The 24,819-nt window shown below is 74.4% G+C and carries 20 protein-coding genes, 1 tRNA gene and 2 pseudogenes; 9 read left to right on the forward strand and 14 right to left on the reverse strand.

Annotation, left to right across the window (positions count from 1 at the left end; translation table 11 throughout):
• Positions 1-190 precede the first annotated feature (190 nt).
• Positions 191-1,741 (forward strand): hypothetical protein, encoded by a 1,551-nt coding sequence (locus ACTSKS_RS06155; protein ID WP_153236557.1) that lies wholly within the window; start codon positions 191-193, stop codon positions 1,739-1,741.
• Positions 1,742-1,837: 96 nt separating this feature from the next.
• Here the strand turns inward: ACTSKS_RS06155 and ACTSKS_RS06160 are convergent, their stop codons facing one another.
• The gene (locus tag ACTSKS_RS06160) at positions 1,838-4,132 is read right to left on the reverse strand and encodes an MMPL family transporter (RefSeq protein ID WP_061867625.1); all 2,295 of its coding nucleotides are present in this window, start codon (positions 4,130-4,132) and stop codon (positions 1,838-1,840) included.
• 64 nt (positions 4,133-4,196) lie between these two features.
• On the opposite strand from ACTSKS_RS06160, the gene ACTSKS_RS06165 reads away from it, so the two are divergent.
• The 5 genes from ACTSKS_RS06165 to ACTSKS_RS06185 all read left to right on the forward strand — a co-directional run bounded on the left by ACTSKS_RS06165 (position 4,197) and on the right by ACTSKS_RS06185 (position 9,996).
• Positions 4,197-4,673 carry a MarR family winged helix-turn-helix transcriptional regulator gene (locus ACTSKS_RS06165; RefSeq protein ID WP_044658846.1) on the forward strand — a complete coding sequence of 159 codons (477 nt, stop codon included), beginning with the start codon at positions 4,197-4,199 and terminating at the stop codon, positions 4,671-4,673.
• The gene (locus tag ACTSKS_RS06170; RefSeq protein ID WP_044658845.1) at positions 4,670-5,182 is read left to right on the forward strand and encodes a para-aminobenzoate synthase component I; all 513 of its coding nucleotides are present in this window, start codon (positions 4,670-4,672) and stop codon (positions 5,180-5,182) included. The genes ACTSKS_RS06165 and ACTSKS_RS06170 overlap by 4 nt, the downstream gene beginning before the upstream one ends.
• Before the next feature lie 110 nt (positions 5,183-5,292).
• A complete protein-coding gene (locus ACTSKS_RS06175) occupies positions 5,293-8,574 on the forward strand; it encodes an MMPL family transporter (protein ID WP_134415852.1) in 3,282 nt (1,093 codons plus the stop codon).
• A gap of 64 nt (positions 8,575-8,638) precedes the next feature.
• The gene (locus ACTSKS_RS06180) at positions 8,639-9,640 is read left to right on the forward strand and encodes an aminotransferase class IV (protein WP_036383651.1); all 1,002 of its coding nucleotides are present in this window, start codon (positions 8,639-8,641) and stop codon (positions 9,638-9,640) included.
• Between the two features lie 77 nt (positions 9,641-9,717).
• Positions 9,718-9,996, forward strand: a complete 279-nt coding sequence (locus ACTSKS_RS06185) for a DUF4235 domain-containing protein (protein WP_036383649.1) — start codon at positions 9,718-9,720, stop codon at positions 9,994-9,996.
• A gap of 78 nt (positions 9,997-10,074) precedes the next feature.
• Here the strand turns inward: ACTSKS_RS06185 and mnhG are convergent, their stop codons facing one another.
• The 9 genes and pseudogenes from mnhG to ACTSKS_RS06230 form a co-directional block, all read right to left on the reverse strand.
• A complete protein-coding gene (gene mnhG / locus ACTSKS_RS06190) occupies positions 10,075-10,482 on the reverse strand; it encodes a monovalent cation/H(+) antiporter subunit G (RefSeq protein WP_036383647.1) in 408 nt (135 codons plus the stop codon).
• Positions 10,479-10,817 (reverse strand): monovalent cation/H+ antiporter complex subunit F, encoded by a 339-nt coding sequence (locus tag ACTSKS_RS06195; RefSeq protein WP_036383645.1) that lies wholly within the window; start codon positions 10,815-10,817, stop codon positions 10,479-10,481. Before ACTSKS_RS06195 ends, mnhG begins: the two co-directional genes overlap by 4 nt.
• Complete coding sequence (locus ACTSKS_RS06200; protein WP_036383643.1) at positions 10,817-11,434, reverse strand: Na+/H+ antiporter subunit E; 618 nt, start codon at positions 11,432-11,434, stop codon at positions 10,817-10,819. The genes ACTSKS_RS06195 and ACTSKS_RS06200 overlap by 1 nt, the downstream gene beginning before the upstream one ends.
• Positions 11,421-13,052, reverse strand: a complete 1,632-nt coding sequence (locus ACTSKS_RS06205; RefSeq protein WP_044658842.1) for a Na+/H+ antiporter subunit D — start codon at positions 13,050-13,052, stop codon at positions 11,421-11,423. The genes ACTSKS_RS06200 and ACTSKS_RS06205 overlap by 14 nt, the downstream gene beginning before the upstream one ends.
• Positions 13,049-13,609 (reverse strand): NADH-quinone oxidoreductase subunit K, encoded by a 561-nt coding sequence (locus ACTSKS_RS06210; RefSeq protein WP_002858374.1) that lies wholly within the window; start codon positions 13,607-13,609, stop codon positions 13,049-13,051. Before ACTSKS_RS06210 ends, ACTSKS_RS06205 begins: the two co-directional genes overlap by 4 nt.
• Positions 13,606-16,704, reverse strand: coding sequence for a Na+/H+ antiporter subunit A (locus ACTSKS_RS06215; RefSeq protein ID WP_061867680.1), 3,099 nt, complete (start codon positions 16,702-16,704; stop codon positions 13,606-13,608). Before ACTSKS_RS06215 ends, ACTSKS_RS06210 begins: the two co-directional genes overlap by 4 nt.
• Positions 16,705-16,772: 68 nt before the next feature.
• Positions 16,773-18,143, reverse strand: a pseudogene (locus tag ACTSKS_RS06220) (MFS transporter); the annotation flags it as partial.
• Positions 18,092-18,673 carry a dCTP deaminase gene (gene dcd / locus ACTSKS_RS06225; protein ID WP_002858370.1) on the reverse strand — a complete coding sequence of 194 codons (582 nt, stop codon included), beginning with the start codon at positions 18,671-18,673 and terminating at the stop codon, positions 18,092-18,094. The gene dcd and the pseudogene ACTSKS_RS06220, both read right to left, overlap by 52 nt.
• 3 nt (positions 18,674-18,676) lie before the next feature.
• Positions 18,677-20,206, reverse strand: a complete 1,530-nt coding sequence (locus tag ACTSKS_RS06230; protein ID WP_248086546.1) for a hypothetical protein — start codon at positions 20,204-20,206, stop codon at positions 18,677-18,679.
• Positions 20,207-20,327: 121 nt separating this feature from the next.
• Between ACTSKS_RS06230 and ACTSKS_RS06235 the strand changes: the two are divergent.
• Together ACTSKS_RS06235 and ACTSKS_RS06240 are read left to right on the forward strand one after the other, a co-directional pair.
• Positions 20,328-20,516, forward strand: a pseudogene (locus ACTSKS_RS06235) (cation:proton antiporter); the annotation flags it as partial.
• A gap of 99 nt (positions 20,517-20,615) precedes the next feature.
• Positions 20,616-20,689, forward strand: a tRNA-Gly gene (locus ACTSKS_RS06240).
• Positions 20,690-20,856: 167 nt separating this feature from the next.
• Here the strand turns inward: ACTSKS_RS06240 and ACTSKS_RS06245 are convergent.
• Positions 20,857-21,303: a DUF2087 domain-containing protein gene (locus ACTSKS_RS06245; RefSeq protein WP_020626108.1), complete on the reverse strand. Its 447-nt coding sequence runs from the start codon at positions 21,301-21,303 to the stop codon at positions 20,857-20,859.
• 260 nt (positions 21,304-21,563) lie between these two features.
• On the opposite strand from ACTSKS_RS06245, the gene ACTSKS_RS06250 reads away from it, so the two are divergent.
• A complete protein-coding gene (locus ACTSKS_RS06250; protein ID WP_442927371.1) occupies positions 21,564-22,544 on the forward strand; it encodes an AEC family transporter in 981 nt (326 codons plus the stop codon).
• Between the two features lie 55 nt (positions 22,545-22,599).
• Here ACTSKS_RS06250 and ACTSKS_RS06255 read toward each other — a convergent pair whose 3' ends face one another.
• The 3 genes from ACTSKS_RS06255 to ACTSKS_RS06265 all read right to left on the reverse strand — a co-directional run bounded on the left by ACTSKS_RS06255 (position 22,600) and on the right by ACTSKS_RS06265 (position 24,795).
• Entirely contained in the window at positions 22,600-23,559 is a 960-nt protein-coding gene (locus tag ACTSKS_RS06255) for a diaminopimelate dehydrogenase (protein WP_036385002.1), read from the reverse strand.
• A 44-nt stretch (positions 23,560-23,603) separates the two neighbouring features.
• Positions 23,604-24,197: a hypothetical protein gene (locus tag ACTSKS_RS06260; RefSeq protein ID WP_134415858.1), complete on the reverse strand. Its 594-nt coding sequence runs from the start codon at positions 24,195-24,197 to the stop codon at positions 23,604-23,606.
• A 118-nt stretch (positions 24,198-24,315) separates the two neighbouring features.
• Positions 24,316-24,795 carry a flavodoxin domain-containing protein gene (locus ACTSKS_RS06265; protein ID WP_134415860.1) on the reverse strand — a complete coding sequence of 160 codons (480 nt, stop codon included), beginning with the start codon at positions 24,793-24,795 and terminating at the stop codon, positions 24,316-24,318.
• Positions 24,796-24,819: the final 24 nt, after the last annotated feature.

Raw genomic sequence — 24,819 nt, forward strand, 5'->3', positions numbered from 1 at the left:
CAACCACACCCCCGTGCGCTTCATTCCCGCCCGTCGGTGATCCTCGTCACACCCTCCGTGAATCCCCCTCTCAGGCATCTCGCGGGCGCCCTGCCGAGCCCCTCTCGGTGCCGGCGCACAGGTGCTGACTAGACTTCTGGAAATCGGACCCGCAACCCAGGAGTGACACGTGCTCATCCTCTCGAGTCGCATGCGACCCAAAGAGCAGTTCGAGGGATACGCCTTCGTCGGCACGGACTACGTGCACGGGCCCGCGGGCATGACTGCGTATCGCGCGCGCACCGGCCGCACCGTCGGCCCCGGCGAGGACGGCTGCTACGTGGTCGCACGCCGGGCGGGCAGGCTCTTCGGCCGCCGTTTCGAGGTGGGCACGGACGCCAGCGGTCTGGGCCGTCTCTTCCTTTACCGCAGCGGCGACGATTGGGCGCTCGGCTCCTCCTACAGCGGGCTGGTGGAGCACCTGCGCACCGAGGGCATGACGCTCACGCCCCGGCTCGGCAGGCTCCGTCCGTTCGCCCTCCGCCAGACGCTGACCATGCAGCTGTCCATCTTCCAGACCCCGTTCGACGAGATCCGACTCCTGCCGGTCGGCACCGTCGTGGTGATCCGCGGCAGCGTCCTCTCCCTCGAGCGCGCCCCCGAGCTCCAGCCGCTCGAGTACGAGGCGGCGCTCCAGGAGTACCTCGACGTCTGGCGCGGGCGCACCCGCGCCCTGCTCGCGGACCCGCGGGTCACCTTCACCGCGGACCTCAGCGGCGGCGTGGACTCCCGCACGGTGTTCGCGTTCCTCCTCGAGTCCGGCCTGTTCCGCACGGACTCGGACCGGTTCTGGCTGCACTCGGGCGTCAACCAGAAGGAGGATCTGGCCGTCGCAAAGGGGATCGCCGAGGCCCACGGCCTGACGGTGAACGGCCCCAAGCCGCCCACCCGCACCCTGGTGTCCGGGTCCCGCGCCTACCGCCACTGGCGGGAGAACAGCCTCGGCGTGTACACCCCGGTCTACATGTCGTCGACGTTCCAGAACCCGTTCGAGGTGCATGCACACGGCGGCGGTGGCGGCACCATCAAGCAGTACTACCGGCATGCCGAGCCGCTGCGCCTGCTGGAGCCGTTCAAGGAGAAGATGCCCGCCGCCGACTTCGCCCTCTGGCAGGAGGAGATGGCCACCACGCAGGAGCAACTGAAGCAGACCGCCCCGGGCGTCGTGCCGAGCATCCAACACTACCTCGAGTTCCGGAACCGCTTCCACTTCGGCCACATCCCGAAGGCCCGCCCGCTGTTCATGCCGCTCAACTCGAAGTACGCGATCCGGGCCCTCACCTCCCTCCCCCAGGACGTGCGCCGCCGCTTCTACTTCGACGTCATGGAGTCCCTCGCCCCCGGGCTCAAGGACGTGGACTACGACAACGCCCGCAAGGCACCCACCGCGCAGGAGCTCGAGAGCCTGCTCGTCCTGCCCGCCTCGGACCGGCTCGCCGCCGGCACGGCCTACGGCGACGACACGGTCGAGACAGCCGACCCGGACGATCCCCTGTCCGCCGGCTTCCAGCGCTGGCTGCAGGACATCGACCGGGCCGCCGCCCGCCCGGAGGTGCGTCGCTTCATCATGGGCCGTGCCATGGCGCGCACAGACCGCACAGTGGAGGCCCTGCGCGCGCTGGGCAAGCCCTTCCACTCCCACTCCGGTCACTCCGTGGCGCTGTCCCACCTGCTGATGGTGGACTTCACCCTCGGCGACTGACCGACGCCCCACGCCCGCCGTGTCGGGACGACGACGGCCCGCACCTCGGCGGAGGAGGTGCGGGCCGTCGTCGGGAAGGGTCCGGGACCGACCAGGTCAGGCGGCCTTGGCCGGCCACCAGACCTTCGGGCCGATGTCCCACACGAGGGCCGGGATCAGCAGCGTGCGCACCACCAGGGTGTCCAGCAGCACGCCGAAGGCCACGATGAACGCCAACTGCACCATGAACATCAGCGGGATCACCGCGAGCGCGGCGAAGGTGGCCGCCAGCACGACGCCGGCCGAGGTGATGACCCCGCCCGTGACGGTGAGGGCGCGCAGCACGCCCGCCCGCGTGCCGTGCCGCGGGGTCTCCTCCCGCGCCCGGGTCATCAGGAAGATCGTGTAGTCGATCCCGAGCGCCACGAGGAAGACGAAGCCGTACAGCGGCACGGTGGGGTCGGCGTCCTCGAAGCCGAACACGTGCCGGAACACGAGGGCCGAGACGCCCAGGGCCGCACCGAAGCTGACCACGGTGGCCGCCACGAGCAGCACGGGCGCCAGGAGCGAGCGCAGCAGCACCGCGAGGATGACCAGCAGCATCGCGAGGATCAGCGGGATGACGACCCGCAGGTCGCGCTGCGTGGTGACGTTCGTGTCCAACGCCTGGGCCGCCGGGCCGCCCACGAGGATCTCGCCCGAGGTGGGGAGATCCGCGAGCCGGTCGCGCAGGCGGGCCACGGTCTGCTGCGCGGCGAGGGACTCGCCCGGGTCCGCCAGGGTGGCCGAGACCAGCACGCGGCCGTCCACCACGCGAGGCTGCGGCTCCGGCGCGGACGCGGCGCCCGTCCCGCCCTCCGCCTCGAGCGCGCTCGGGGGCGGGACCGCGGCGGTCCCGGGGGCGTCCGCGGTGACCTCCGCCTCGGCCACGCCGGGGTCCTCCGCGACGGCGGCGAGCACCGCCTCGGCGTCCCCGGCCGGCGCGAGGATCTGGGCGGGAGCGCCCGCGCCGGCGTCGAAGTGCTCGCTCAGCAGGGCCTGGGCCTGCCGGGCGTCGGAGTCGCCGAGCAGCACGTCCTCCTGGGCGACGCCGTCCGCGCGCAGCTGCAGCAGGCCGCCGCAGAGGGCGAGGAGCCCGACTGTCGTGGCGACCCAGACGGGGCGGGGCCGGCGCGCGACAACGGTGCCCACCCGCGTCCACACCCCGTGGTCCTCCTCGAGGCCGGCGATGGGCCGGCCCGCGCCGTCGCGCGGCGGGGTGAAGGCCCGGCCCCGGGCGGCGCGGCGCTCCGTGCGACGGCGCGCGCGCTCGGGGGACGGGATCGTGGGCCAGAAGGCGGCACGCCCGGTCAGCCGCAGCAGCGCCGGCAGCAGGGTCAGGGCGGCGAGCCACGCGAAGGCCACACCCGTGGCGGCCACGGGGCCGAGGGAGCGCGTCGAGTTGAGGTCCGAGGCCATCAGGATCAGCAGGGCGAGGGCCACGGTGGAGGCGGACGCGGTGATCGCGCCGAAGGACCCGCGCACGGCGGCCCGCAGCGCCTCCCCGACCTCCGCGCGGACCAGCAGCTCCTCGCGGTGCCGGGCCACGAGCAGGAGGCAGTAGTCCGTGGCCGCGCCGATCACGAGGATCGAGAGGATGCCCTGGGCCTGGCCGTTGAGCTGGATCCAGCCCGCCAGGGCCATCCCGTAGACGGCCACGATCGCGCCGCAGAGCGCGGCCACGGCCGTCAGGAGCACGAGGACCGGCAGCAGGACGGAGCGGTAGACCGCCACGAGGATCACGAACACCACCACGAGCGCCACGAGCAGCAGCAGCCCGTCGATCCCCGCGAACGCGCCGCCCAGCTCCGCGACCAGGCCCGCCGGACCGCCCACGTGCCACTCGGTGTCCGCGGCCACGGTCCCGGCGAGGGCGGGGGCGGCGGCCGCCGGGTCCGCCACGACCTCCCGCAGGTCGGCCACCACGTCGGCCACGGGTCGCTCAGCCCCGGCCGAGGAGTCGACGAAGGCCAGGAACTGCACCGCCGCACCGTCTTCGGAGGGGATCGGACCGGCGACGTCGACCACGCCCGGCACCTCGCCCAACAGGCCCGCGAGGTCCGCGAGCGCGGGGAAGGCGGCCGCGGGGTCCGCGGTGCTCGCCGGGCCCACGACGACGGCGGGCACGGCCTCACCGTCCTGGAACGCCGCCGCCTCCTCCCCCGCGCGGGTGGACTCGGCCGACGCCGGCAGGAAGGTGGCCTGGTCGTTCGAGGAGACGTCGCCGATCGCGCCGAACACGGGGCCGCCCAGGCCGAGCACGGCGAACCAGACCACGGCGAGCGCCGCGGCCAGGCCCAGCCGCAGCCCCCGAGAGGGACGCCCCGGCGCGGCGGGGGTGCGGAAGGCGGACAGGTCGGGCGCGGTGGGCATGCCCCCGAGCGTAGGGGATGGTTCGATGATCAAACAACCATGGGGGCTGGCTAGACTCCCGGCCATGACCACGCAGCCCCCCTCCGCCCCCGCGGAGCATCTCGCCGTGGTCCACGCGCTGCGCGTCTTCAGCGAGAGCGCGGAGCACGCCGTCGACGAGGCCGGCCGCGGCGTCGGCCTGCATCGCACGGACCTCAGAGCCCTCGCGTACCTGATGGCCCGCGCGGCGGCCGGTGAGCCCGTCACCGCCTCGGACCTCGGCGCCCACCTGCACCTCACCCGGGCCTCGGCCACCGCCCTCGTGGACCGCCTGGCCGCCGCGGGCCACGTCCGCCGCCGCCGGGACGAGGGCGACCGGCGGCGCGTGCTGGTGGAGCACACGGACACGGCCCGCCGCGACGGGCAGCGCGCGTTCCAACCGATGTCCCAGCGGCTGAGCGCCGCCCTCGAGGGGTTCTCCGTCGCGGAGCTGCGGGCCGCGGTGCGGGTGCTCGAGGCGGCCACCGCCGCGCTGACGGACCCCACCCCGGAGGACCCGTGACCCGACCGGCGCTCATCGGCCTGGACGGCCGCTCGGGGTCGGGCAAGACCGTCCTCGCCGCCGCGCTCGCGGCCCGGATCGCGCCGTTCGCGCGCGTCGAGGTGATCGAGATCGAGTCCATGTACCAGGGCTGGGACGGGCTGGCCGCCGCGGTGGGCGACGACGGCCCCTACCCGGCCGTCGTGCGCGCGCTGCGGGAGCGGGGCACGGCGACCTGGACCACGTGGGACTGGCACCGCGCCGCCCCCGGTCCGCCGCGGCGGACCGCGCCGGCCGACGTCGTGGTGTGCGAGGGCGTGGGTGCGCTCAGCACCGCCGCCCGACCGCTGCTCGACCTGGCGGTGTGGCTCGAGCTCGAGACCCCCGCGCGGCGCACGCGGGCGCTGGCCCGGGACGGTGAGACCTTCGCCCCGCACTGGGACCGCTGGGCCGCACAGGAGGAGGACTACCTGGCCCGGCACGCCCCGCGCGCCGCGGCGGACCTGGTCCTGCGCCTGCCCTCCGCCTGACGGGGGCGCCGCCCGGACCGGAGCGGTTCGCTCCGCTTAGGTGTAGCATCGGAGGCGGCGCGCCGCGTCCGGCCGCGTCCCACCCCAGCGCAAGGAGACCTCCCCTTCCCATGGCGACACTGCTCTACCGTCTCGGCCTCGGCGCCGCCCGCCGCCCCCTCCTCGTGATCCTCGCCTGGGTGCTCGCCCTGGCCCTCGCCGTCGGCGGGTTCCTCGCCTTCGGCGGCACGCTCTCCTCCACCGTCACCATCCCCGGCACCCCCACCGCCCAGGTCACGGACCGTCTCAAGGAGGAGTTCCCCGAAGCCTCCCGCGGCAGGGGCCAGGTCGTGTTCACCACCGAGGACGGCTCCCCCCTGACCGACGCCCAGCGCGAGCAGATCACCGCCCTGCTGGACGACGTCGCCGAGCAGCCGGCCGTGGAGGGCGTCGTGGACCCGTTCGAGGCCCAGGCCCAGCAGGACGACGCCCGCACCCGGCTGGACGAGGGCCGCACCGAGCTGGCCGACGGCGAGCAGCGCCTCGCGGACGGACGCCAGGAGATCGAGGACGGCCGGGCCGAGCTCGAGCGTCGCACGGCCGAGGCCGACGCGGGCGAGCAGCGCCTGGCCGAGGCCGCCGCCCAGCTGGAGGAGGGGCAGGCGAAGCTCGACGCCGCGCGCGCCGACCTCGAGGAGCGTGGCCTGGACGCCCTGCCGGCCGAGGCCCTGGCCCCGCTCCGGGAGGCCGAGCAGCAGGTGGCCGAAGGCCAGGAGCAGCTCGACGCCGGCCGCGCCGAGCTCGAGGAGCAGGCGGAGCGCCTCGAGGCCGGCCAGGCCAAGCTCGACGCACAGCGTCAGGAGCTCGAGGCCGCGCAGGCCGAGCTCGACGCCCGGTGGGCCGAGCTCGAGGCCGGGCAGGCCGAGCTCGACGCCCAGGCCGAGCAGCTGGCCGCGGGCCGCGCCGAGCTCGAGCAGGCCCGGGACGCCGCGCTGGCCGAGGCCGAGGCCGCCGGCATCCCGGCGGAGCAGGTCGCCGCGCAGTTCGCCGACCAGGAGGCGCAGCTCGCCGCCGGCGAGGCACAGCTGGCGGCCGGTCAGGACCAGGCCGACGCCGCCCGCGCGCAGCTGGAGGCCGCCCAGGCCGAGGCCGACGCGGGCGCCGAACAGCTCGCGGCCGCCCAGGCGGAGGCCGACGACGGCGCCGCCCGACTCGCCGCCGGCCGGCAGCAGCTGCAGGAGTCCGAGGCCGAGCTCGAGGCCGGCCGCGAGCAGGTGGCCGCGGGACGGCAGCAGGCCCTGGACGCGGCCGAGGCCGAGCTCGACGCGCAGCAGCAGAAGATCGACGAGGGCCGGGCCGAGTACGAGCGCGGCGTCGCCGAGCTCGAGGACGGCCGGGCCCAGCTGGCCGCCGGCGCGGAGCGCCTGGACCAGGCCGAGGCCGACCTCGCCGACGGCCGCGCCGAGCTGGACGACGGCCGCGTCGAGGCCGAGCGCGGCGAGCGCACCCTGGCCCTCGCGGAGGACTTCCGCACCGTGTCCGAGGACGGCAGCACCGCCGTCGGGATCGTCACCTTCACCACGCCGACCCCGGACGTCACCGCCGAGGACAAGGAGGCGGTCACCGGCGCCCTCACCGGCGCGGACATCGACGGCGTCGCCGTGCATCCCTCCCAGGAGCTCAACGCCACCGTGTCCTCCCTGCTCGGCCCGGGCGAGGTCGTGGGCCTCGTGGTCGCCGCGATCGTGCTGGTGGTCATGCTCGGCACCCTCGTGGGCGCGGGTCTGCCGCTGGTCAACGCGCTGGTGGGCGTGGGCGTGGGCGCCGCCGGGGCGCTCGCGTTCTCCTCCGCCGTGGAGATGATCTCCGTGACCCCGGTGCTCGGGGTGATGCTGGGCCTGGCCGTGGGCATCGACTACGCGCTGTTCATCGTCAACCGGCACCGCCAGGAGCTGCGTCGCGGCACGGGCCTGCACGAGTCGATCGCGCTGGCCAACGGCACCTCCGGCAACGCCGTGGTGTTTGCCGGCATCACCGTGATCGTCGCCCTCGTGGGCCTGAACGTCACCGGCATCCCGTTCCTGGGCCTGATGGGCACCGTGGGCGCGGTCTGCGTGGCCGTGGCCGTGCTGGTGGCCGTCACCCTGACCCCGGCCCTGCTCTCCCTGGCCGGGATGCGGATCCTCTCGAAGAAGGAGCGGGCCCGCCTCGCCGACGAGGGTCCCGCCTCCGTCGCCGAGGGCTCCGCCGCCGTGCGCCGCGCCGGGCGCCGCTCGACCATGTCCACCCCGGCCGCGATCGCCTCGGCCCTGGCGGCCGTCGCCCTGCTGGTGCTCGTGGCCCTGCCGGTCGGCTCGATGCGCCTGGGCCTGCCGGACGGCGGGTCCGAGCCGGAGGGCTCCGACTCGCAGGTTGCGTACGAGCTCACCGCCGAGAAGTTCGGCGAGGGCTACAACGGCCCGCTCGTGGTGACCGTGGACCTGCCCGCCGGCCTGGACGAGGACGCGGCCGAGGACGCCCGCCTGGCGGTGGGCGAGCAGCTCGCCGGCCTCGAGCACGCGCACGCCGTGGTGCCCGCGGGCTTCAACGAGGACCGCACCGTCACCATGTTCCAGGTGCTGCCCGAGGAGGGCCCGAACGCCGTCTCCACCGAGGAGCTGGTGCGCGACCTGCGCGCCACCGAGCCGGCCGGCGAGGCCTCCAACCTCGGCGTGGCCGGCATGACCAGCGGGTTCATCGACGTCTCGGAGAAGCTCTCCGACGCCCTGCCCCTCTACCTGGGCGTGGTGGTGGGCCTGTCCCTGCTGATCATGGTGCTGGTGTTCCGCTCGATCCTGGTGCCGCTGATCGCCACCGGCGGGTTCGTGCTCTCCATGTTCGCCGCCATGGGCGGCGTGGTGGCCATCTACCAGTGGGGCTGGCTCGGCTCGGTGTTCGGGGTCCACAACCCCGGCCCCGTGCTCAGCTTCCTGCCGACCATCATGATCGGCGTGCTGTTCGGCCTGGCCATGGACTACCAGCTGTTCATCGCCTCCGGCATGCGCGAGGCCTACGCCCACGGCCTGCCCGCCCGCCAGGCCGTGCTGACCGGCCTGCGCTCGGGCCGGGCCGTCGTGATCGCCGCGGCGATCATCATGATCTCCGTGTTCGGCGGGTTCATCTTCGCCCACGACGCGATGATCCGCCCGATGGGCTTCGGCCTGGCCTTCGGCGTGCTGCTGGACGCGTTCGTGGTGCGCCTGCTCCTGATGCCGGCGCTGATGCACCTGCTCGGCGAGAAGGCGTGGTGGCTGCCGCGCTGGCTCGACCGGATCATGCCGGACGTGGACGTGGAGGGCGCCCAGCTCGAGCGCGCCCACGCCCCGGCGCAGCCCTCCGTCCCCGCCCCGGACGGCGGCGCCCACCGGGCCTGACCGCCCCCGACTGATGCCCGCCCCCGGCCCCGATCGGCCGGGGGCGGGCGTCTATCCTGGGCGGATGCGTCCCACCGCCTTCTCCCCCGCCGCCGGCTCGCCCGTCCTCGTCCTGCTCGAGACGGACGCGGACGGCGCCCCCGCCCCGCGGCTCGCGGACCCGGCCGTCCCGCACCTGAGCGTCACGGACCAGGGGGTCACGCGCGGCGACGGCATCTTCGAGACGGCGCTCGCCGTCGCCGACGGGCTCGGGACCCTGCGCATGCGCAAGCTCGGAGCCCACCTCGGCCGGCTGGCCGCGTCCGCCGCCGCCCTGCAGCTGGCCGCCCCCGAGGCGGCGGCGTGGGAGGCCGCCGTCGCGCTCGGCCTGCGGGCGTTCACCGAGGCCAACGACGTCGCGCCCGGGGACCGTCTCGCCGTGCGCCTGACCGTCACCCGCGGCCCGGACGCGGCTCCCGGCGCGGTGCCCACGCCCACCGCGTGGGCGCTGCTGAGCCCGGCCCCGGCGATCCAGGACGAGGAGCGGCAGCGGGGGCTGCGGGTGCTGCTGCTGGACCGCGGCATCGACTCGCAGGCCCCCGAGCGCTCCCCGTGGCTGCTCACCGGCGCGAAGACCCTCTCCTACGCCGTGAACATGGCCGCCCTGCGCTACGCCCGCGCGCACGGCGCCGACGACGTCGTCTTCACCAGCGCGGACGGCTACCTGCTCGAGGGCCCCACCTCCACGGTGCTGATCGTGCGCACCGGGGAGGACGGCGTCCGCCGCCTCCTCACCCCGCTGCGCCAGAAGGGCATCCTCGCCGGCACGTCGCAGGCCGTGATCTTCGCGGCCGCCCACGCGGACGGCTGGGAGCTCGGCTACGGCCCGCTCGTCCCGGCGGACCTCCAGGGCGCCGAGGGCGTCTGGCTCGTCTCCTCGGTGCGCGGCGTCCTGCCGGTGCGCGCCGTCGACGGCGTCGAGATCCCCGTGGACCACGAGCTCACCGGCATGCTGCAGGCCCATCTGGACGCCGACGGCGACCCCGGCCGGCACGTCAGCGGCGACCCGGTGCCCACCGCGGGCTAGGCTGGGGACCGGCCCGTCCGGCGTCGTCGGCCGCGGCCGCAACCGCACGTGAGATCCCCGACCACGGAAGGCGCACCATGAACACGCTCGCCCAGAAGGCCCTGTCCGCCGGCATCACGCTGGTCGGCGGCATCGTCGGCTCCCGCGTGGTGGCGGGCGGCTGGCGGCTCGTCACCGGCCACAGCGCCCCGAACGACGCGGCCGACGAGACGCTGCCCCTCATCGAGGCCCTGTCCTTCGCGTTCATCTCCGCGGGCGTCGCGGCGCTGCTGAAGGTCGCCGGCCAGCGCGGCGCCGGCGCCGCGATCCGCAAGGTGTCCGAGTCCACCGCGCACCGCGTGGACCACGAGGTCTGAGCCGCCCCGCCACCACCACGACGACGGCCGCCGCCCGGAGGGATCCGGACGGCGGCCGTCGTGCTATGCGGGGTGGTGTCAGCGGCGCCCGCGCGGCCGGGCGCCGGCGCGGCGCGGCCCGGGGTCCGCCGGGGGCTCGGCGCGACGGACGACGGCGGCCAGCTCGTCCCGGTGCAACAGCTCACGGCGGGCGTGCTTGGTGCGGTAGCCCGTACGGCCCACCAGGTGGGAGGCCACCGGGGCCGTGACCATCTGGGTGACCCACGCCAGCAACAGCACGGGCAGCCACACCCACGACCGCCACTCGATCGCCAGCCCGGCGAGCATGAGCAGCAGGCCGAGGACCTGCGGCTTGGCGGCGGCGTGCATGCGGGCCAGCAGGTCCGGGAGCACGAACAGGCCCACGCCGGCCACCAGGGAGAAGAAGGCACCGCTGACGAGCAGGAACGCGGCCAGCCAGTCCAGGAGCGTGGCGGTGTCGGTCATCGGCCCTCCTCCCCGCCCGGCACGTCCGTGGTGCCGGGCACGCGCGCCTGGTCCTCGAGCGAGTGGTCCGGGCGCCGGTCCTCCGCGAAGCGCGCCACCGTCACCGAGCCGACGAAGCCGACGGTGGCGGCCAGCACCACGAGGACCACGTGGTGGGTGTGGCGGTGCACGGCCATCTCCAGGACGAGCATCCCGGAGAACACCACGAGCAGCACGTCCGTGGCGACCGCCCGGTCCAGCAGCGAGGGGCCGCGCACGATCCGGTAGAGCGCACCGACGGCGCCGACCACGAGCAGCGCCCCGCCGGCCCACGTGGCCAGGTCCATGGGGTCCATCAGGCCTCCTCCTTCGGGGGGCGGGCGGCGGGGGGCGCCGAACTCGGGAAGCGGCGGACCAGCTCGAGGTCCTCACGCGTGCCGACGGCGCGGATGATGCCCGCCTCCACGTCGAGGGCCTTGGCGCGGAAGCCCGCCACGTCCTCGTCCGTGGTCGCGTCGAGCACGTGCAGGTACAGGACGGAGCGGACCCGGTCCACGTCCAGCACGATCGAGCCCGGCACCAGGGCCAGGGCGTGGCTGACGAGCGTGATGATGAGGTCGTCGTGGCTGCGCAGCGGGACGCCCACGATCGAGCCGCGGGCGCGGCGGCCACGCAGCAGCACCGTCCCGGCCACGTTGACTGAGGCGCGCACGACGTCGACGAGGAACCGCACCGTGAACACGAGGGACCACCAGGGGTTCAGACGGCCGCTGAACGGGATGCTCGGCATCGGGAAGAGCCCGATGATCAGCAGCGCGAAGGCGAGGCCGGTCAGGGCCACGTGCGGAGCGAAGTCCTGCCACAGGGCGCACCACACGGCCACCATCACGAGGATCAGCGGCCACTGGGCCACGATGCCCCGGATCCGGTCGGGGCGCACCACGCCGCGGCGGGCGGAGTCACTTCCGGGCATCGTGCACCTCCGTCGGGTCGACGCTGAGGGTGGCCGCGGCCCGCTCGGCCGCGGCGTCGTCGAGCACCGCCGCGATGTAGGGCGAGCGGTCGAGCATGTCCGTGGCGGCCTCGTCGGCCAGCGCGAACAGCGGACCGGCGGCCACCGTGAACACCAGCGTCAGGCCCACGAGCGCCGTGGTGGGCAGCACGAGGCCCGGCTCGAGCGGGCGGGGGCGCTCGCCACGGGCGACGGCCCGCTCGTAGGCGGCCACGAGCTGGGCGGGCGGGTGCTCCACGTCCTCGACGCGGCGCCAGAACGCGCGGGTCCACACGCGCACCACCACGAGCAGGGTCAGCAGGGACACGAGCAGGGACACGCCCACCAGCGTGTAGGCCAGGGGCGTGGCCTGCTCGACGCCGCCGCGCAGCAGGCCGACCTTGCCGAGGAAGCCGGAGAACGGCGGGATGCCGCCGAGGTTGAGCGCGGGCACGAGGAACAGGACGCTCACGAACGGGGAGACCTTCGCCAGGGACCCGAGGCGGTCGATGTTCGCGGTGCCGGCGCGGTTCTCGATCAGGCCCGTGACGAGGAAGAGCGCGGTCTGCACGGTGATGTGATGGGCCACGTAGTACACGGTGGCCGCCAGCCCCGCCTCCGTGGCCAGGCCCAGGCCGAAGATCATGTAGCCGATGTGGGAGACGAGGATGAAGGACAGGATGCGCTTGATGTCCGTCTGGGCCAGCGCGCCGAGGATGCCCACCACCATGGTCAGCGCGGCCACCACGAGCAGGAGCGCGTTGACGTGCTCCCCCGGGAAGAGCAGCGTCTCGGTGCGGATCATCGCGTACACGCCCACCTTGGTGAGCAGGCCCGCGAACACCGCGGTCACCGGGGCGGGCGCGGTGGGGTACGAGTCCGGCAGCCAGAAGGACAGCGGGAACACGGCCGCCTTGATGCCGAAGCCCACCAGGAGCAGCACGTGCAGGACCATCTGCACGTCGGTGGGCAGCTCGCCCAGCTTCACGGCCAGGTCCGCCATGTTCACGGTGCCGGTGGCCGCGTAGATCATCGCGATCGCGATCAGGAACACCACCGAGGAGAGCACGGAGACCACCACGTAGGTGACGCCCGCGCGGATGCGCTGGGCGGTGCCCCCCATGGTCAGCAGCACGTAGGAGGACGTCAGGAGGATCTCGAAGCCCACGTAGAGGTTGAACAGGTCGCCGGCGAGGAACGCGTTGGACACGCCCGCCACGAGGATCAGGAACGTGGGGTGGAAGATCGAGACCGGCCCACCCTCGTCCCGGTTGATCAGCCCCTGCGCCGAGGCGTACAGCAGCACCGCCAGGGTGATCAGCGCCGACACCACGAGCATGAGGGCCGAGAGCCGATCCACCACGAGGCTGATGCCCAGCGGGGCCGGCCAGCCGCCGAGGTGGACGGCCGCGACCCCGGTGTCCCAGACCGCGGCCAGCAGCAGCGCGTCCAGCACGAGGGTGAGCACGAGCGCGGAGACCGTGACGGTGATCTGCGCGCGGGGGCGGCGCACGAGCATGAAGGTCACGGCCGCGCCCAGCACGGGCAGCATGACGGCCAGCGGGGCCAGGTCGGTCAGGGGGACGGAACCGATGCTCATGCGCGCTCCCCGCCCTCGGGACGGCGGCCGCGGGACGCTGCCCCGGATCCGGTGGGCGCCTGGGGGGCGGGCGTGGCGTGCTGCACCTGGGGCCGTGCCTCCGTCGCGTGCTCGTAGTGGGCGTTGGGGTCCGCGGCGTCGTCCAGGAACTCGGAGGACTCCTCCACGAGCTCCGCGTCGTCCTCCGCGTCCCAGGCGGGCATCCGGGCGATCTTGACGTCCTCCGCGTCCACCTCGACCTCGTCCTCGCGGACGAGCAGCCACGAGCGGTAGATCATGGCGGTCAGGAACGCGACCACGGCGAAGCCGATCACGATCGCGGTGAGGATCAGCGCCTGCGGCAGCGTGTCCGCGTACTCGTGCGGGTCCCGTCCGCGCACGAACAGCGGGGCCAGGCCCGTGCCGCCCGAGGAGAGGAACAGCAGCATGATGGCGCCGTTGTTGATCAGCACGATGCCGAGCAGGATGCGCGTCAGGCTGCGCTCGAGCACCAGGTAGATCCCCCCGGCGAACATCACGCCCATCGCCAGGAGCAGGGCCAGGTCGACGGTCATCATCGGGCGGCCTCCGGGGCGTCGGGGGTGGACGGGGTGGGCATGCGCGGATGACGACGGCGGGCCGCGGCGCGCAGGCGGGCGCGGCGGGCCTCCTCGCCCCGGCGGTCCACCTCACCGCCGAGCGAGCGCAGCACGTCGATCACGAGCCCGACCACCACGAGGTACACGCCGATGTCGAACGCCGTGGCCGAGACCAGCTTGAGGGCGTCGCCGAACAGCGGCAGGTCGGTGAACTCCACCACATAGGACTGCAGGATCTGCCCGCCGAAGAAGAGCGGGGCGATCCCGGTGAGCGTGGCGATCGCCAGGCCCAGGCCGATCATGGGCCCGGCCGGGATCACGGAGGCCTCCTGCAGCTCGTACCGGCCGCCGGCGAGGAAGCGCAGCGTGAGGGCCAGGCCTGCGAGCAGGCCGCCGGCGAAGCCGCCGCCGGGGGTGTTGTGCCCGGCCAGCAGCAGGTAGACGGAGAGCAGCATCATGATCGGGAACATGAAGCGGGTGACGACCTCGAGGATGATCGAGCGCCGCTCGGGGGCCATCGTGTGGCCGGCCACGAGCCACTGGCCCTTGCGATCGTCCACAGCGAAGCTGCGCACGACGGACAGCTCGCGGGCCCCGAGCGAGGAGTCGGCGCCGAAGTCGCCGACGGAGCCGGGGGCGACGTCGTCGATGCTGCGGGTGCGCCCGTCGCGGTGCTGCAGGAAGATCAGGGAGGCCACGCCGGTGGCCGCGGCGGCCAGCACCGTGATCTCGCCCCACGTGTCCCACGCGCGGATGTCCACGAGGGTGACGTTCACGGCGTTCGTGCCGTAGCCGTCCGTGTAGGCGAGCTCCGGCATGGGCAGCGAGATCCGCTCCGCCGTGCGGGCGGCCAGCGCGGTGGCGGCGATCCACATCATGGTCAGCGCGAACCCGACGGCCACGGCCAGGCGGCCCAGCCGCCGCGAGCCGGTGCGGCGGTCGTACCAGTCCGGCGGCAGCACGCGCAGGCCCAGGATGAGGGTGACCAGGATGATGGTCTCCACGAGCACCTGGGTGATCGCGAGGTCCGGGGCGCCGCGCATCGCGAACAGGGCGGCGGCGCCGTAGCCGGTCACGGACACCAGCATGATCGCCTTGAAGCGGCGGCGCGCGCGGACGGCGAACACGGTGGCGACGGCGATCATCAGCACCACGACCAGCTGCGCCGGGGTCTGGAACCAGGCGACGTCCGCGGAGAGGAACGAGGTGGCCAGCGTGCGCTCGCTGCGCCCCACGGGGAAGAGCAGGAACGCGGCCGGCAGCAGGAACGCGGTGGCCAGGATGATGCCCAGGTAGCGGCGCAGGGAGCCGGTCTGGGTGCGCCCCGTGACCCAGATGGCGACCTCGTCGAGGGCGCCGGTGATCTTCCGGTACGTGCGCAGGGCGTCGACCGGGAACTCGACGCGGCGCTGGAACGCCTCGACTCCCGGCCGGCCGAGGGCGAGCAGCGCGCCGAGCACCCAGACCCCCGCGGAGAGGGCGAGGATGGGCGTCCAGCCGTGCCACAGGGCCAGGTAGGCCGGCGCCTCCTCCGGGTCCAGCGGCGGCAGGGAGCCCGTGTGGGCGGTGATGATCCCCTCCACCGGGCCGGGCAGGAAGGCGAGCACCAGGCCGGCGAGCGCGAGCAGCGCGGCCGGGGCCAGCTCGAGGGTGGTGACGCGGGTGTGGAAGCGCGTGACGGGGACCGCGGCCCCCTCCTCGTCCCGCTTGGCGGCGAACGAGCCCCACAGGAACCGCCACGTGTAGGCGAAGGTGAGCACCGAGCCCACGGTCATGAGCACGAGCGGCGTCCAGCCCCACACGCCGCCGTGGGCGGCCCCGTGGGCGGCCAGCGACTCGAGCACGGACTCCTTGGCCACGAAGCCGAACAGCGGGGGCAGCCCGGCCATGGACAGCCCCGCCGCCACGGCGACGGCGGCCAGGACCGGATGGCGGCGCCCGATGCCGGAGAGCTGGCGCAGGTCGCGGGTGCCGGTCTCATGGTCGATGATGCCGACGATCATGAACAGCGGCGCCTTGAACACCGCGTGGGCCAGGAGCATGGCGAGCCCGGCCATCGCCGCGTCCCGGGTGCCCAGGCCGTTGGCCACCATGAGGAAGCCGAGCTGGGAGACCGTGCCGTAGGCGAGCACGAGCTTGACGTCCGTCTGCCGCAGGGCGCGCCAGCCGCCGAGCACCAGGGTCCACAGGCCGACGCCGAGCACCAGGACCTGCCAGGACGTGAGGTCGTGGAACTCCGGGGCCAGGCGGGCCACGAGGAACACGCCGGCCTTCACCATGGCCGCCGCGTGCAGGTACGCGGACACGGGGGTGGGCGCGGCCATGGCGGCCGGGAGCCAGAAGTGGAACGGCGCCTGGGCCGACTTGGTCAGGGCGCCGATCAGCACGAGCGCGACGGCGACCTCGAGCAGCCCGCGCATCCCGGGGTCCGCCATGAGGGCCGGGGCCGCCTCGAGCACGCCGGAGATCCGCCAGGAGCCGGAGACGTGGGCCAGCATGATGAGGCCGGCGAGCATGGCCAGGCCGCCGAACGTGGTGACGATCAGGGCGGTGATGGCGGAGCGGCGGGCGAAGATGCGGTGGCCCGAGTAGCCGATCAGCAGGAAGGACAGGACGGACGTGATCTCCCAGAAGGTGTAGAGCACCATCAGGTCGTCCGTGGTGACGAGCCCGAACATCGCGCCGGCGAACGCCAGCAGCTGCCCGCCGAACACCGCGTTGCGCGGCTCGTGCTCCCGGAAGTAGCGGGCGCAGTAGGCCAGGACCAGCGCGCCGACTCCCAGCACGATCAGGGACATGAACGCGGCCAGCATGTCCATGCGGAACGCGAGCTCGATCTCGAGGTACGGCACCCACGGCACGGCGCGGTCCAGGCGCGCCGCCGAGGCCGGGACCGGCCGGCCGGCGTCGAGCGCCTCCTGCAGCGCGAACACGTGCGGCAGCTGAGTGAGCAGCCAGACGAAGCCCGCCGCGGGAGCGGCGGCGAGCAGATAGAACCCCTGACGTCCCGTCCACCGGAAGAGCACCGGGGCGGCGAGCGCGACGACGAAGAGCGCGGTCAGGATGACGAGCATGCGGTCCCTTCGTCAGGCACGGGCGAGGGTCCGGTCCAGCCTAACGGAGGGATGCGCCCCACCCGGGGTCAGCGGACCGATTCCGCGCTCCGCGTGATCGGCTCCGTGACCCGGGCGAACAGCAGCCCACCGGCCACGAGCACGACGGCGATCACGGGGATGACCACCCGGTTGTCCGGGTGCAGGGCGAGCGCGAGCGTGACGAGCGCGGGCGTGATGAACCCGACCGCGCGGCCCGTGGTGGCGTACAGCCCGAACACCTCGCCAGCCGTCCGCGGCGTGGTGAGCCGGCCCAGGAACGCGCGCGAGGCCGACTGCACCGGGCCCACGAACAGGCACAGCGCCAGCCCGCCGACCCAGAACGCGAGGGTGCCCGAGGCGAAGAACAGCGCCCCGGCCACGAGGACCATGGCGGCCAGCGAACCGAGGATCACCCGGCGCGGACCGACCGCGTCGTCGAGCCGCCCGCCCACGAAGGCGCCCAGGGCGGCCACCACGTTGGCCGCGATCGCGAACAGGATCACGTCCGAGGTCGCCAGCCCGTAGACCGTGGTGCCCAGGATGGCGCCGTAGACGAACACCGCGCCCACGCCGTCGCGGAACACCGCCGAGGCCACGAGGAACCACAGCGTGTTCCGATCCTCGCGCCACATCCGGGCCAGCGTGGCCCCCAGCTCGCGGTAGGAGCCCAGCACCGACTCACGGCGCGGCCCGCCGTCCGCCGCCGGGGCGGGGGCCGGGTCCGGCACGGCCACCAGCACGGGGATCGCGAACACGAGGAACCACGCGGCGGCCACGAGCGCGACCACCCGGATGTTCAGCGCCGCGTCCTCCGTGACGCCGAACCAGTGCGCGTCACCCGAGACGAAGCCCACGAACACGATCAGCAGCAGCAGGATGCCGCCGAGATACCCCGCGCCCCAGCCGATGCCCGAGATCCGGCCGATCGTGGCCGGCGTCGAGATGTGCACGAGGATCGCGTTGACCTGCACCTCCGCGAACTCGAAGAACACCGTGCCCAGGGCGATCAGGGTGACGCCCAGCAGAAGGGAGGACTCCTCCGGGGTGACCCAGAAGCAAGCTGCGGTGCACGCGATCACGGCGCCCGTGGTCAGCGCCAGCCCCCGCCGGCGCCGTCCCGCGCCGTCCGCCCGACGCCCCAGCACGGGCGCGGTGACCGCGATGACGACGCCGGCCACCGCCATCGCCGTCGAGAGCCAGGCCGTGCCCCGCTCGTCCGGCCCGAACGCGTCCGAGGCCAGGTAGGTGCCGAACACGAAGGTGACCATGACCGCGTTGAACGCGGCCGAGCCCCAGTCCCACAGCGCCCACGCGGCCACCTGGCGGCGCGGGGCGGCGGAGGCGACCGGCGGGAGCGCGACGTCGGTCATCGCTCGATGCGGGTGAGGTGGAAGTCCCGGTGCGCCCGGGAGGCCGTGGGCCCGCGCTGACCCTGGTACCGGTTCTGGTTGGCCCCGGTGCCGTACGGCGACTGGGCCGACGAGGAGAGCCGGAAGAAGCACAGCTGGCCGATCTTCATCCCCGGCCACAGCGTGATGGGCAGCGTGGCCACGTTGGACAGCTCGAGCGTGACGTGCCCGGAGAACCCGGGGTCGATGAACCCGGCGGTCGAGTGCGTCAGCAGGCCCAGCCGCCCCAGCGAGGACTTGCCCTCGAGGCGGGCGGCGAGGTCGTCCGGCAGCGTGACCTGCTCATAGGTGGAGCCGAGCACGAACTCCCCCGGATGCAGGATGAACGCCTCGTCCGGGTCCACCTCCACCAGCCGGGTCAGCTCGTCCTGCTCCTGGCGCGGGTCGATGTGCGCGTACCGGTGGTTGTCGAAGAGCCGGAAGAACCGGTCCAGGCGCACGTCCACGGACGCGGGCTGGACCATCGCCGGGTCGAGGGGGTCCAGGCCCACGCGCCCGGAGTCGAGCTCGGCGCGGATGTCGCGGTCGGAGAGCAGCACGGCTCAGTCCATTCGCACGACGACGGCCAGCGGGGTGCGCTCGCGGCCCTGGCCCAGCGGGTTGTCCGCGAAGGCGGCCTCGAGGACGGCGGCGGAGGCCTCCGTGTCCCGGCCGAGGGCGTTGCGGCCGATGTCGTTGGCGTCCATCACGACGGTGCCGGCGAAGGATGCCTTCGCCCAGGCCGGGATGTCCGCCGCCCGGATCATCGCCGAGACCTCGGCGGCCACCCGGTCCGGCTCGGCCGGCGGCAGCTTGGCCGAGACGTTGGCCGGGAACGTGGAGTAGGTGGTGGGCCCGTCGATCGCGCGGACGTTGCCGCCCACCACGTTGTAGAACACACCGCGCTTGCCGGCGACCTTGCCGGCGGCGCCGGCCGCCGCGGAGAGCACGATGCGCGGCAGGCCCGCCTCCTGGATGGCCAGCTGCATGGTGGTGGGATCGCCCAGGCCGATGCCCGCGGGCGTGCGGGTGACCAGGCGGGAGAGGACGCGGGCGGCCACGGAGGGGCGGACCTCCCACGTGTAGTAGGAGCGACCCTGGGTGATGGCCACGATCTTCTCGGACACGGAGAAGTGCCACGGGGCGTCCTGCGGCATCGCGTCCGCGGGCAGGTCGCGGAAGAAGTCCTCGATCTCGCCGCGCAGGTAGGCCTGCAGGTCCGTGTCCCGGTCCACCAGGCCGGTCTGCACCGGGAAGCGGCGGTAGCGGCGGCCGTCCTCGGCGGAGACCAGGTCGAGCTCCTTGCCCGGGTTCGGCTCGTGGTCCGGTTTGGCCGGTGCCGGGGCGGTGGGGGCCTCGTCGACCGCGGTGGCGGGGCCGGCCGGGGCGGCGTCCGCGTCCACCGCGTCGCGCAGCCAGAGCTCGAGGTTGAGCAGGCGCCAGAAGCGCTCGGGGTCGTGCCGGCGCGGGTGGGCGAGGAAGTCCTCGAAGAGCGCGCGGACGGTGGGCGCGTCGGCGTACGGGCGGGCGGCGAACGAGTCGGAGGCGAACACCTCGCGGACCGGCTCGCGCAGGGCGAGCAGCAGGCCGGCCGCGGCGTCGTCGTCCGCGTGGCGGGCCGGCGGGAGGACGGCGTCCACCAGGCCGGCGAGCCGCCCGCGCGGCACGCCGCGATCGGCGGGGCGCTCGTCCGCGTGGGCGTCGACGAAGGCCGAGTTCAGCAGCGCCTCGACGGGCACGTCGGCGCGCTCGCGGGAGTCGGCCAGGCGTGCGGCGACGTCGCGGCGGGTCGCGGTCAGGGTGCGCGCGGCACCGCGCAGGCCGCGGGGCGCGTCGGCGGCCGAAGGCGTCGGGGCGGGGCGGCCGCACACGTGCGCGGTCGAGGCCAGGGGGCCGCCGTGGGCGCGGATCGCGGCGCGGACCGACTCGAGGTCGGCGACCGGGGACGGCGTCGCGGCGGGGGCCAGCGGTGCGGGCCGGGGACCGCCGACGAGGAAGGGGCGGTCCGCCTCCCCGAACGCGAGGTAGCGGTACACCGCCGCGTCGTCGGGGCGGGCGGGGACCTGGGCCGCGTCGGCCGTGGTGTCGCGCATGGGACGTCCTTCCGGGACAGGGGCTGCCGGACGCGTCCGGCCGCGGCCGGGCGCGGTTCGGACTCTACCAGCGGCCCCCGGCGCGCTTTCGTTCGGGAAACGGCGGCCCCTGGTGCGCTTTCGTTCGGGAAACGGCGTGGCCGGCCGCTGGCGCGCGGGTGCGGCCCTGACCATCCGCGGGGAGTTCTCCATCGTGATCGCCGGGCCGGTGCTCACGCGGTACGCGGACGCGTTCGGTCGCTCGCGCGCCCGGGCGGCGACGCGGCGGGTGCGGGCGCGCGAGGTCGCCGCAGCGGACCCGGTGCACTGACGTACGGGTCCGCGGGGCTCGATGACGACGCGGGGCCGGTGCACCGGCCGGGCTGGTGTATGGTGGTGCCCGCGCCGCAGGCGGAAGCTGAGCGGTTGCGCGGGCGTAGCTCAATGGTAGAGCGCTTGCTTCCCAAGCAAGATACGCGGGTTCGATTCCCGTCGCCCGCTCCACACCACGACGACGGCCCCGGGCCCCTCACGCGAGGGACCCGGGGCCGTGTCGGTCCACGTCGCCCCGCCACGGCCGCACCGGGAACGCGAGACGTCGGAATGCGGCCACATTCCGGCGTCATGGCGACCGCTGGCGTTCCAGGTCGACGTGCGGGGTCCCGCTCCCCTCAACGGCCCGCGCGGATCTCGCGCAGCCGGCGTTCCAGGTCGACCGGCAGGTCCGCGGCGAAGCGCGGGTCGAGGTCGGGCCCGGCGTCCGCCAGCCGGTAGACGCCGTCGGCGCGGTCGAGGAACCCGTAGTCCACGAGTTCGCGACGCAGCGTGGCCACGTCCTCGTGGGCGGGGCGCAGCAGGTCGTTGACCTCGGCCTCCGCGTAGGCGCGGCCCGCTCTGAAGCGACGCAGCAGCTCGAGAAGGACGGCCACCCGCGGCTTGCGACGCGCAGGGATGGAGCGCAGCCGGTCCCCGTCGAAGAAGCGGGTGAGCACGGTCGCGTGGTAGCGCTCGGCGGACTGCCACTCGTCAGCGAGGGCCGCCGCCGCGGCGGTGTACCGCTCACCGGTGACGGCCATGCGGGCACGGATCAGGGTCTTGAGGTCGGACTGACGGGTCATGGTGCATCCTCGCCGGCGCGCTCCCGGCCATGCCGCGCCGCGGGTCGGGGACGACGTCCGTCGCGTGCGGGTGGGCCCGAGGATCCGCTCCCCTTCGCGCCGGGCTGCAGGGCCCTGCCGCGCGGGACCGGGCCGCGTGGCGCGCTCGGCGGTGGGCGCCGCCGTCGTGATCCAGGCTAGCCGACGCCCGCGACGTAGGATCGCGCCATGCCCCTGACCCCGCCGCGGACCGCCCCACCCCGACCTGTGGAGGCCCGTCCGTGACCCAGGTGCTCTCCGGCTTCGCGGTCGTGTGGGTGATCATCCTCGTGGGCGTCCTGGTGGGGCGCACGGGGGTGCTCGGCGAGCACGGCCGCACCGTGCTCTCCCGCGCGGCGTTCTTCATCGGCAACCCGGCGCTGCTGTTCGGCACGCTCTCCCGCGCGGACGTGGGCGCCGTGCTGGGCCCCCAGCTGTGGGTGGCCACGCTGTCCGCGTTCACCGCGGCCGCACTGTACCTCGCGGTGACGGTCCCGCTGCTGAAGGGCAGGTCGGCCTCGGAGCGGATCATGTCCGCGCTCAGCGCCTCGCTCGTGAACTCGGCGAACCTCGGCATCCCCATCGCGGCCTACGTCCTCGGCGACGCCGCCCTGGCCGCCCCGGCGCTCATCTTCCAGCTGGCGATCTACACGCCGCTCTACGTGGCCGCGATGGACGCCGCCACCGCGCGCGAGGTCCGGCGACGCACGACGGCGGGCCGGCGCCGGGCGGTGCGCCGCTCCCCCGGGCGCGCCGTGGCCGACCAGGTCCGCCACACGGTCACCAACCCCCTGATCCTGGGCTCGGTGGCCGGCCTGGTCTTCTCCCTCACCGGCTGGTCGTTGCCGGGCCCCCTCATGGAGTCCGTGGAGCTCATCGGCGGGCTGTCCATCCCGGCGATGCTCCTGGCGTTCGGCATGTCGCTGGTCGGCTCGCGGCCGCTCGAGCGGGCCGGCGGGCGACGCGCGGACGTGCTGCTCGCCTCGGCGGTGAAGCTGGTGGTGCATCCGCTGCTGGCCTGGCTGCTCGCGCAGTTCGTGTTCGGCCTGGATGCGCGGCACGTGTTCGTCGCCGTCGTCCTGGCCTCCCTGCCGACCGCACAGAACGTGTTCGTCACCGCCGTGCGCTACGACGCGGGGCTGCGCGTCTCGAAGGACACGATCCTGGTCACCACGATCGTCGCGATCCCGGCGATGATCGCCGTCGCCCTGCTGCTGGCCTGAGGCCGACGACGGCGGCGCCCGGCCCGGTGTCACGCGCCGGACGCCTCGCCGCGGCTCAGACGTCCCGGCGGATCAGCTCGTCCAGCCCCGTGGGCGAGAGCAGGTACGGGGCGACCTCGAGCACGGTGCGCGCCCCCGTCTCCCCCTGGGCCTTCAGACGCGCGGCGGCACGGCCGTAGGCGACCTGCGCGGCGGCGGTGAAGTCGGGGTTGGACTCCAGCTCCAGCACGAACTCGACAGCGCTGCGCGAGCCGCCGAGGTCGCCCGAGGTGACGACGTGGCCGCCGTGCGGCATGCCCTGGTGGTCGCGCTCGAACTCCTCCTCGGAGATGAAGTGCACGGTGGTCTCGTACGGGGCGAAGTAGTCGGGCATCGTGGTGATGGCCTCGGTGATGGCCGCGTGGTCGGCCTCGTCGGCCACCACGTAGCACTCACGCACGTGCGCGGAGGCGCCGGTGATCTCGGCGCCCCGTCCGGCGCGGGCCTCGGCGATCGCCTCCTCGCTGGGGATCGTGTACTGCACGCCGCGCCGGACGCCGGGGACCCGCCGGACGGCGTCGGAATGGCCCTGCGAGAGGCCCTTGCCCCAGAACGTGTTCTGCTGCGGCTGCGGGAACAGCGCCGCGCCCAGCACCCGGTTCACCGAGAACAGGCCCGGGTCCCAGCCGGTGGAGATCATCGCCACGTGCCCGCCCTCCCGGGCCGCGGCGTCCATCTCGGCGCGGTGCCGCGGGATGAGCTGGTGGTTGTCGTAGGTGTCCACGGTGGTGAAGTGCCGCGCGTAGCCGGCCGCCTGCTCGGGGATGTCCGTGGCGCTGCCGAGGCAGAGGAACAGCACGTCGATCTCCCCGGCGTGCTCGGCGGCCCGCTCCGCCGGGAGCACGGGCGTGTCCGTGTCCAGGCCGGTGCGGCGCGAGAAGATGCCCACCAGCTCCATGTCCGGCTGGAGCTTCACGAGCTTCTCCACACTGCGGCCGAGGTTCCCGTATCCGACGATGCCGGCGCGGATGGTCATGTGCGTCCTCCTGGTGGGGTCGTGGTCAGGTCGGTCCCGCCAGCCTAGGCCCGGCGCCGCGGGGCGCCGGGTCCGCCCACCGGACCGCGCAGCAGGAGCACGACGACGGCGACCAGCCCCGCCGACGCCAGCACGCTGACCACGTAGATCGGCCAGGCCCACGGGCTGTGGTCGCCCCCGCCGATGCCGTAGGTGTCCGCGAGCGCCATGCCCGGCCCGAACGAGGCCATGAAGTAGGCCGGGGACGCGGCGACGAGCGAGGCGAGGCCCAGGGCGAGGACCGCCAGCGGGTCGACCTCCTCGCGACGCCACGTGAGGAACCACAGGATCGCGGCCACACCGAACCCGGCCGCTAGGATCACGGCCGGAAGGACGAAGGGGACGCCGAGCTGGCCCGCCGCGCTCAGGTCCGCGTAGATCCTCCCGAGGCCGCGGTCGCCGGGCGCGGCGGCCAACGGGTTGAGGACGAACACCTGCAGGGCCGCGAGCGCCGCGACCGCCGCGACGACGCCCGGGACCACCGCACCCGCGGCGAGCCGCACCCAGCCGGGCCGGTCGGGCAGAGCGAGGGGCGCCGTCGTCGGGCGGGGCCGGGCGGGGCGGGAGGACGCGGCGGGGCGACGGGCGGCATGGGACATGCGGCCAGGTTAACCGCTCGCCTCGGCTGCGGACACGAGAGCCTCCGTCGCCGTTTCGTCAACGACAGCGTCTGCGGAGGCGCCCCCACCGTCTCGTCGACGACAGCGGCAGGTGAGGTCAGCGGACGCCGGCGCCGGAGAGGGTCTTGGCCCAGGCCTCGATGGCGTCCCAGTCGCGGTAGTCGCCGTAGTGCTCGTTGCGGGAGAGCTTGAGCTTGAGCTTCTCCAGCCGGCCCAGGCGCTCCTCGACGAGCGCCCCGCGGAAGTACGCCACCTCGCGCGGACCGTAGGACTCGAGCTTCTTCCGCACCGGCGGGGCCAGCTCGGGCGCGCCGCCGGAGGCCAGGATCACGAGCGGCAGGTCCGCCAGCTCGGCCCGACGGGTGTCGAGGAACGCCCGCGCGTCGGCGGCGAGCGAGCCCGTGTAGACCGGGGCCGCGACGATCACCGCGTCCGCCGTGGCCAGCCACGCGGCGGCGCCCTCGACGTCCTCCACCACGGTCGGGACGGCCTGCGACGTGCGCAGCACCTCCGCGACACGCTCGGCGATCTCTCGCGTGGATCCGTGGGCGGACGAGGTGACGATGAGCGTGGTCATGGTGGGGCGCAGCCTTCGGGGTCG

The organism is Micrococcus sp. TCR-5 (assembly GCF_052220525.1).
GTDB classification, from domain to species: domain Bacteria; phylum Actinomycetota; class Actinomycetes; order Actinomycetales; family Micrococcaceae; genus Micrococcus; species Micrococcus luteus.

Coding starts and splice junctions, on each gene's coding strand:
- ACTSKS_RS06155 (WP_153236557.1), top strand. CDS start 191: ATGCGACCCAAAGAGCAGTTCGAGGGATACGCCTTCGTCGGCACGGAC.
- ACTSKS_RS06160 (WP_061867625.1), bottom strand. CDS start 4,132: ATGCCCACCGCGCCCGACCTGTCCGCCTTCCGCACCCCCGCCGCGCCG.
- ACTSKS_RS06165 (WP_044658846.1), top strand. CDS start 4,197: ATGACCACGCAGCCCCCCTCCGCCCCCGCGGAGCATCTCGCCGTGGTC.
- ACTSKS_RS06175 (WP_134415852.1), top strand. CDS start 5,293: ATGGCGACACTGCTCTACCGTCTCGGCCTCGGCGCCGCCCGCCGCCCC.
- ACTSKS_RS06180 (WP_036383651.1), top strand. CDS start 8,639: ATGCGTCCCACCGCCTTCTCCCCCGCCGCCGGCTCGCCCGTCCTCGTC.
- ACTSKS_RS06185 (WP_036383649.1), top strand. CDS start 9,718: ATGAACACGCTCGCCCAGAAGGCCCTGTCCGCCGGCATCACGCTGGTC.
- mnhG (WP_036383647.1), bottom strand. CDS start 10,482: ATGACCGACACCGCCACGCTCCTGGACTGGCTGGCCGCGTTCCTGCTC.
- ACTSKS_RS06195 (WP_036383645.1), bottom strand. CDS start 10,817: ATGGACCCCATGGACCTGGCCACGTGGGCCGGCGGGGCGCTGCTCGTG.
- ACTSKS_RS06200 (WP_036383643.1), bottom strand. CDS start 11,434: ATGCCCGGAAGTGACTCCGCCCGCCGCGGCGTGGTGCGCCCCGACCGG.
- ACTSKS_RS06205 (WP_044658842.1), bottom strand. CDS start 13,052: ATGAGCATCGGTTCCGTCCCCCTGACCGACCTGGCCCCGCTGGCCGTC.
- ACTSKS_RS06210 (WP_002858374.1), bottom strand. CDS start 13,609: ATGATGACCGTCGACCTGGCCCTGCTCCTGGCGATGGGCGTGATGTTC.
- ACTSKS_RS06215 (WP_061867680.1), bottom strand. CDS start 16,704: ATGCTCGTCATCCTGACCGCGCTCTTCGTCGTCGCGCTCGCCGCCCCG.
- ACTSKS_RS06230 (WP_248086546.1), bottom strand. CDS start 20,206: ATGCGCGACACCACGGCCGACGCGGCCCAGGTCCCCGCCCGCCCCGAC.
- ACTSKS_RS06245 (WP_020626108.1), bottom strand. CDS start 21,303: ATGACCCGTCAGTCCGACCTCAAGACCCTGATCCGTGCCCGCATGGCC.
- ACTSKS_RS06255 (WP_036385002.1), bottom strand. CDS start 23,559: ATGACCATCCGCGCCGGCATCGTCGGATACGGGAACCTCGGCCGCAGT.
- ACTSKS_RS06260 (WP_134415858.1), bottom strand. CDS start 24,197: ATGTCCCATGCCGCCCGTCGCCCCGCCGCGTCCTCCCGCCCCGCCCGG.
- ACTSKS_RS06265 (WP_134415860.1), bottom strand. CDS start 24,795: ATGACCACGCTCATCGTCACCTCGTCCGCCCACGGATCCACGCGAGAG.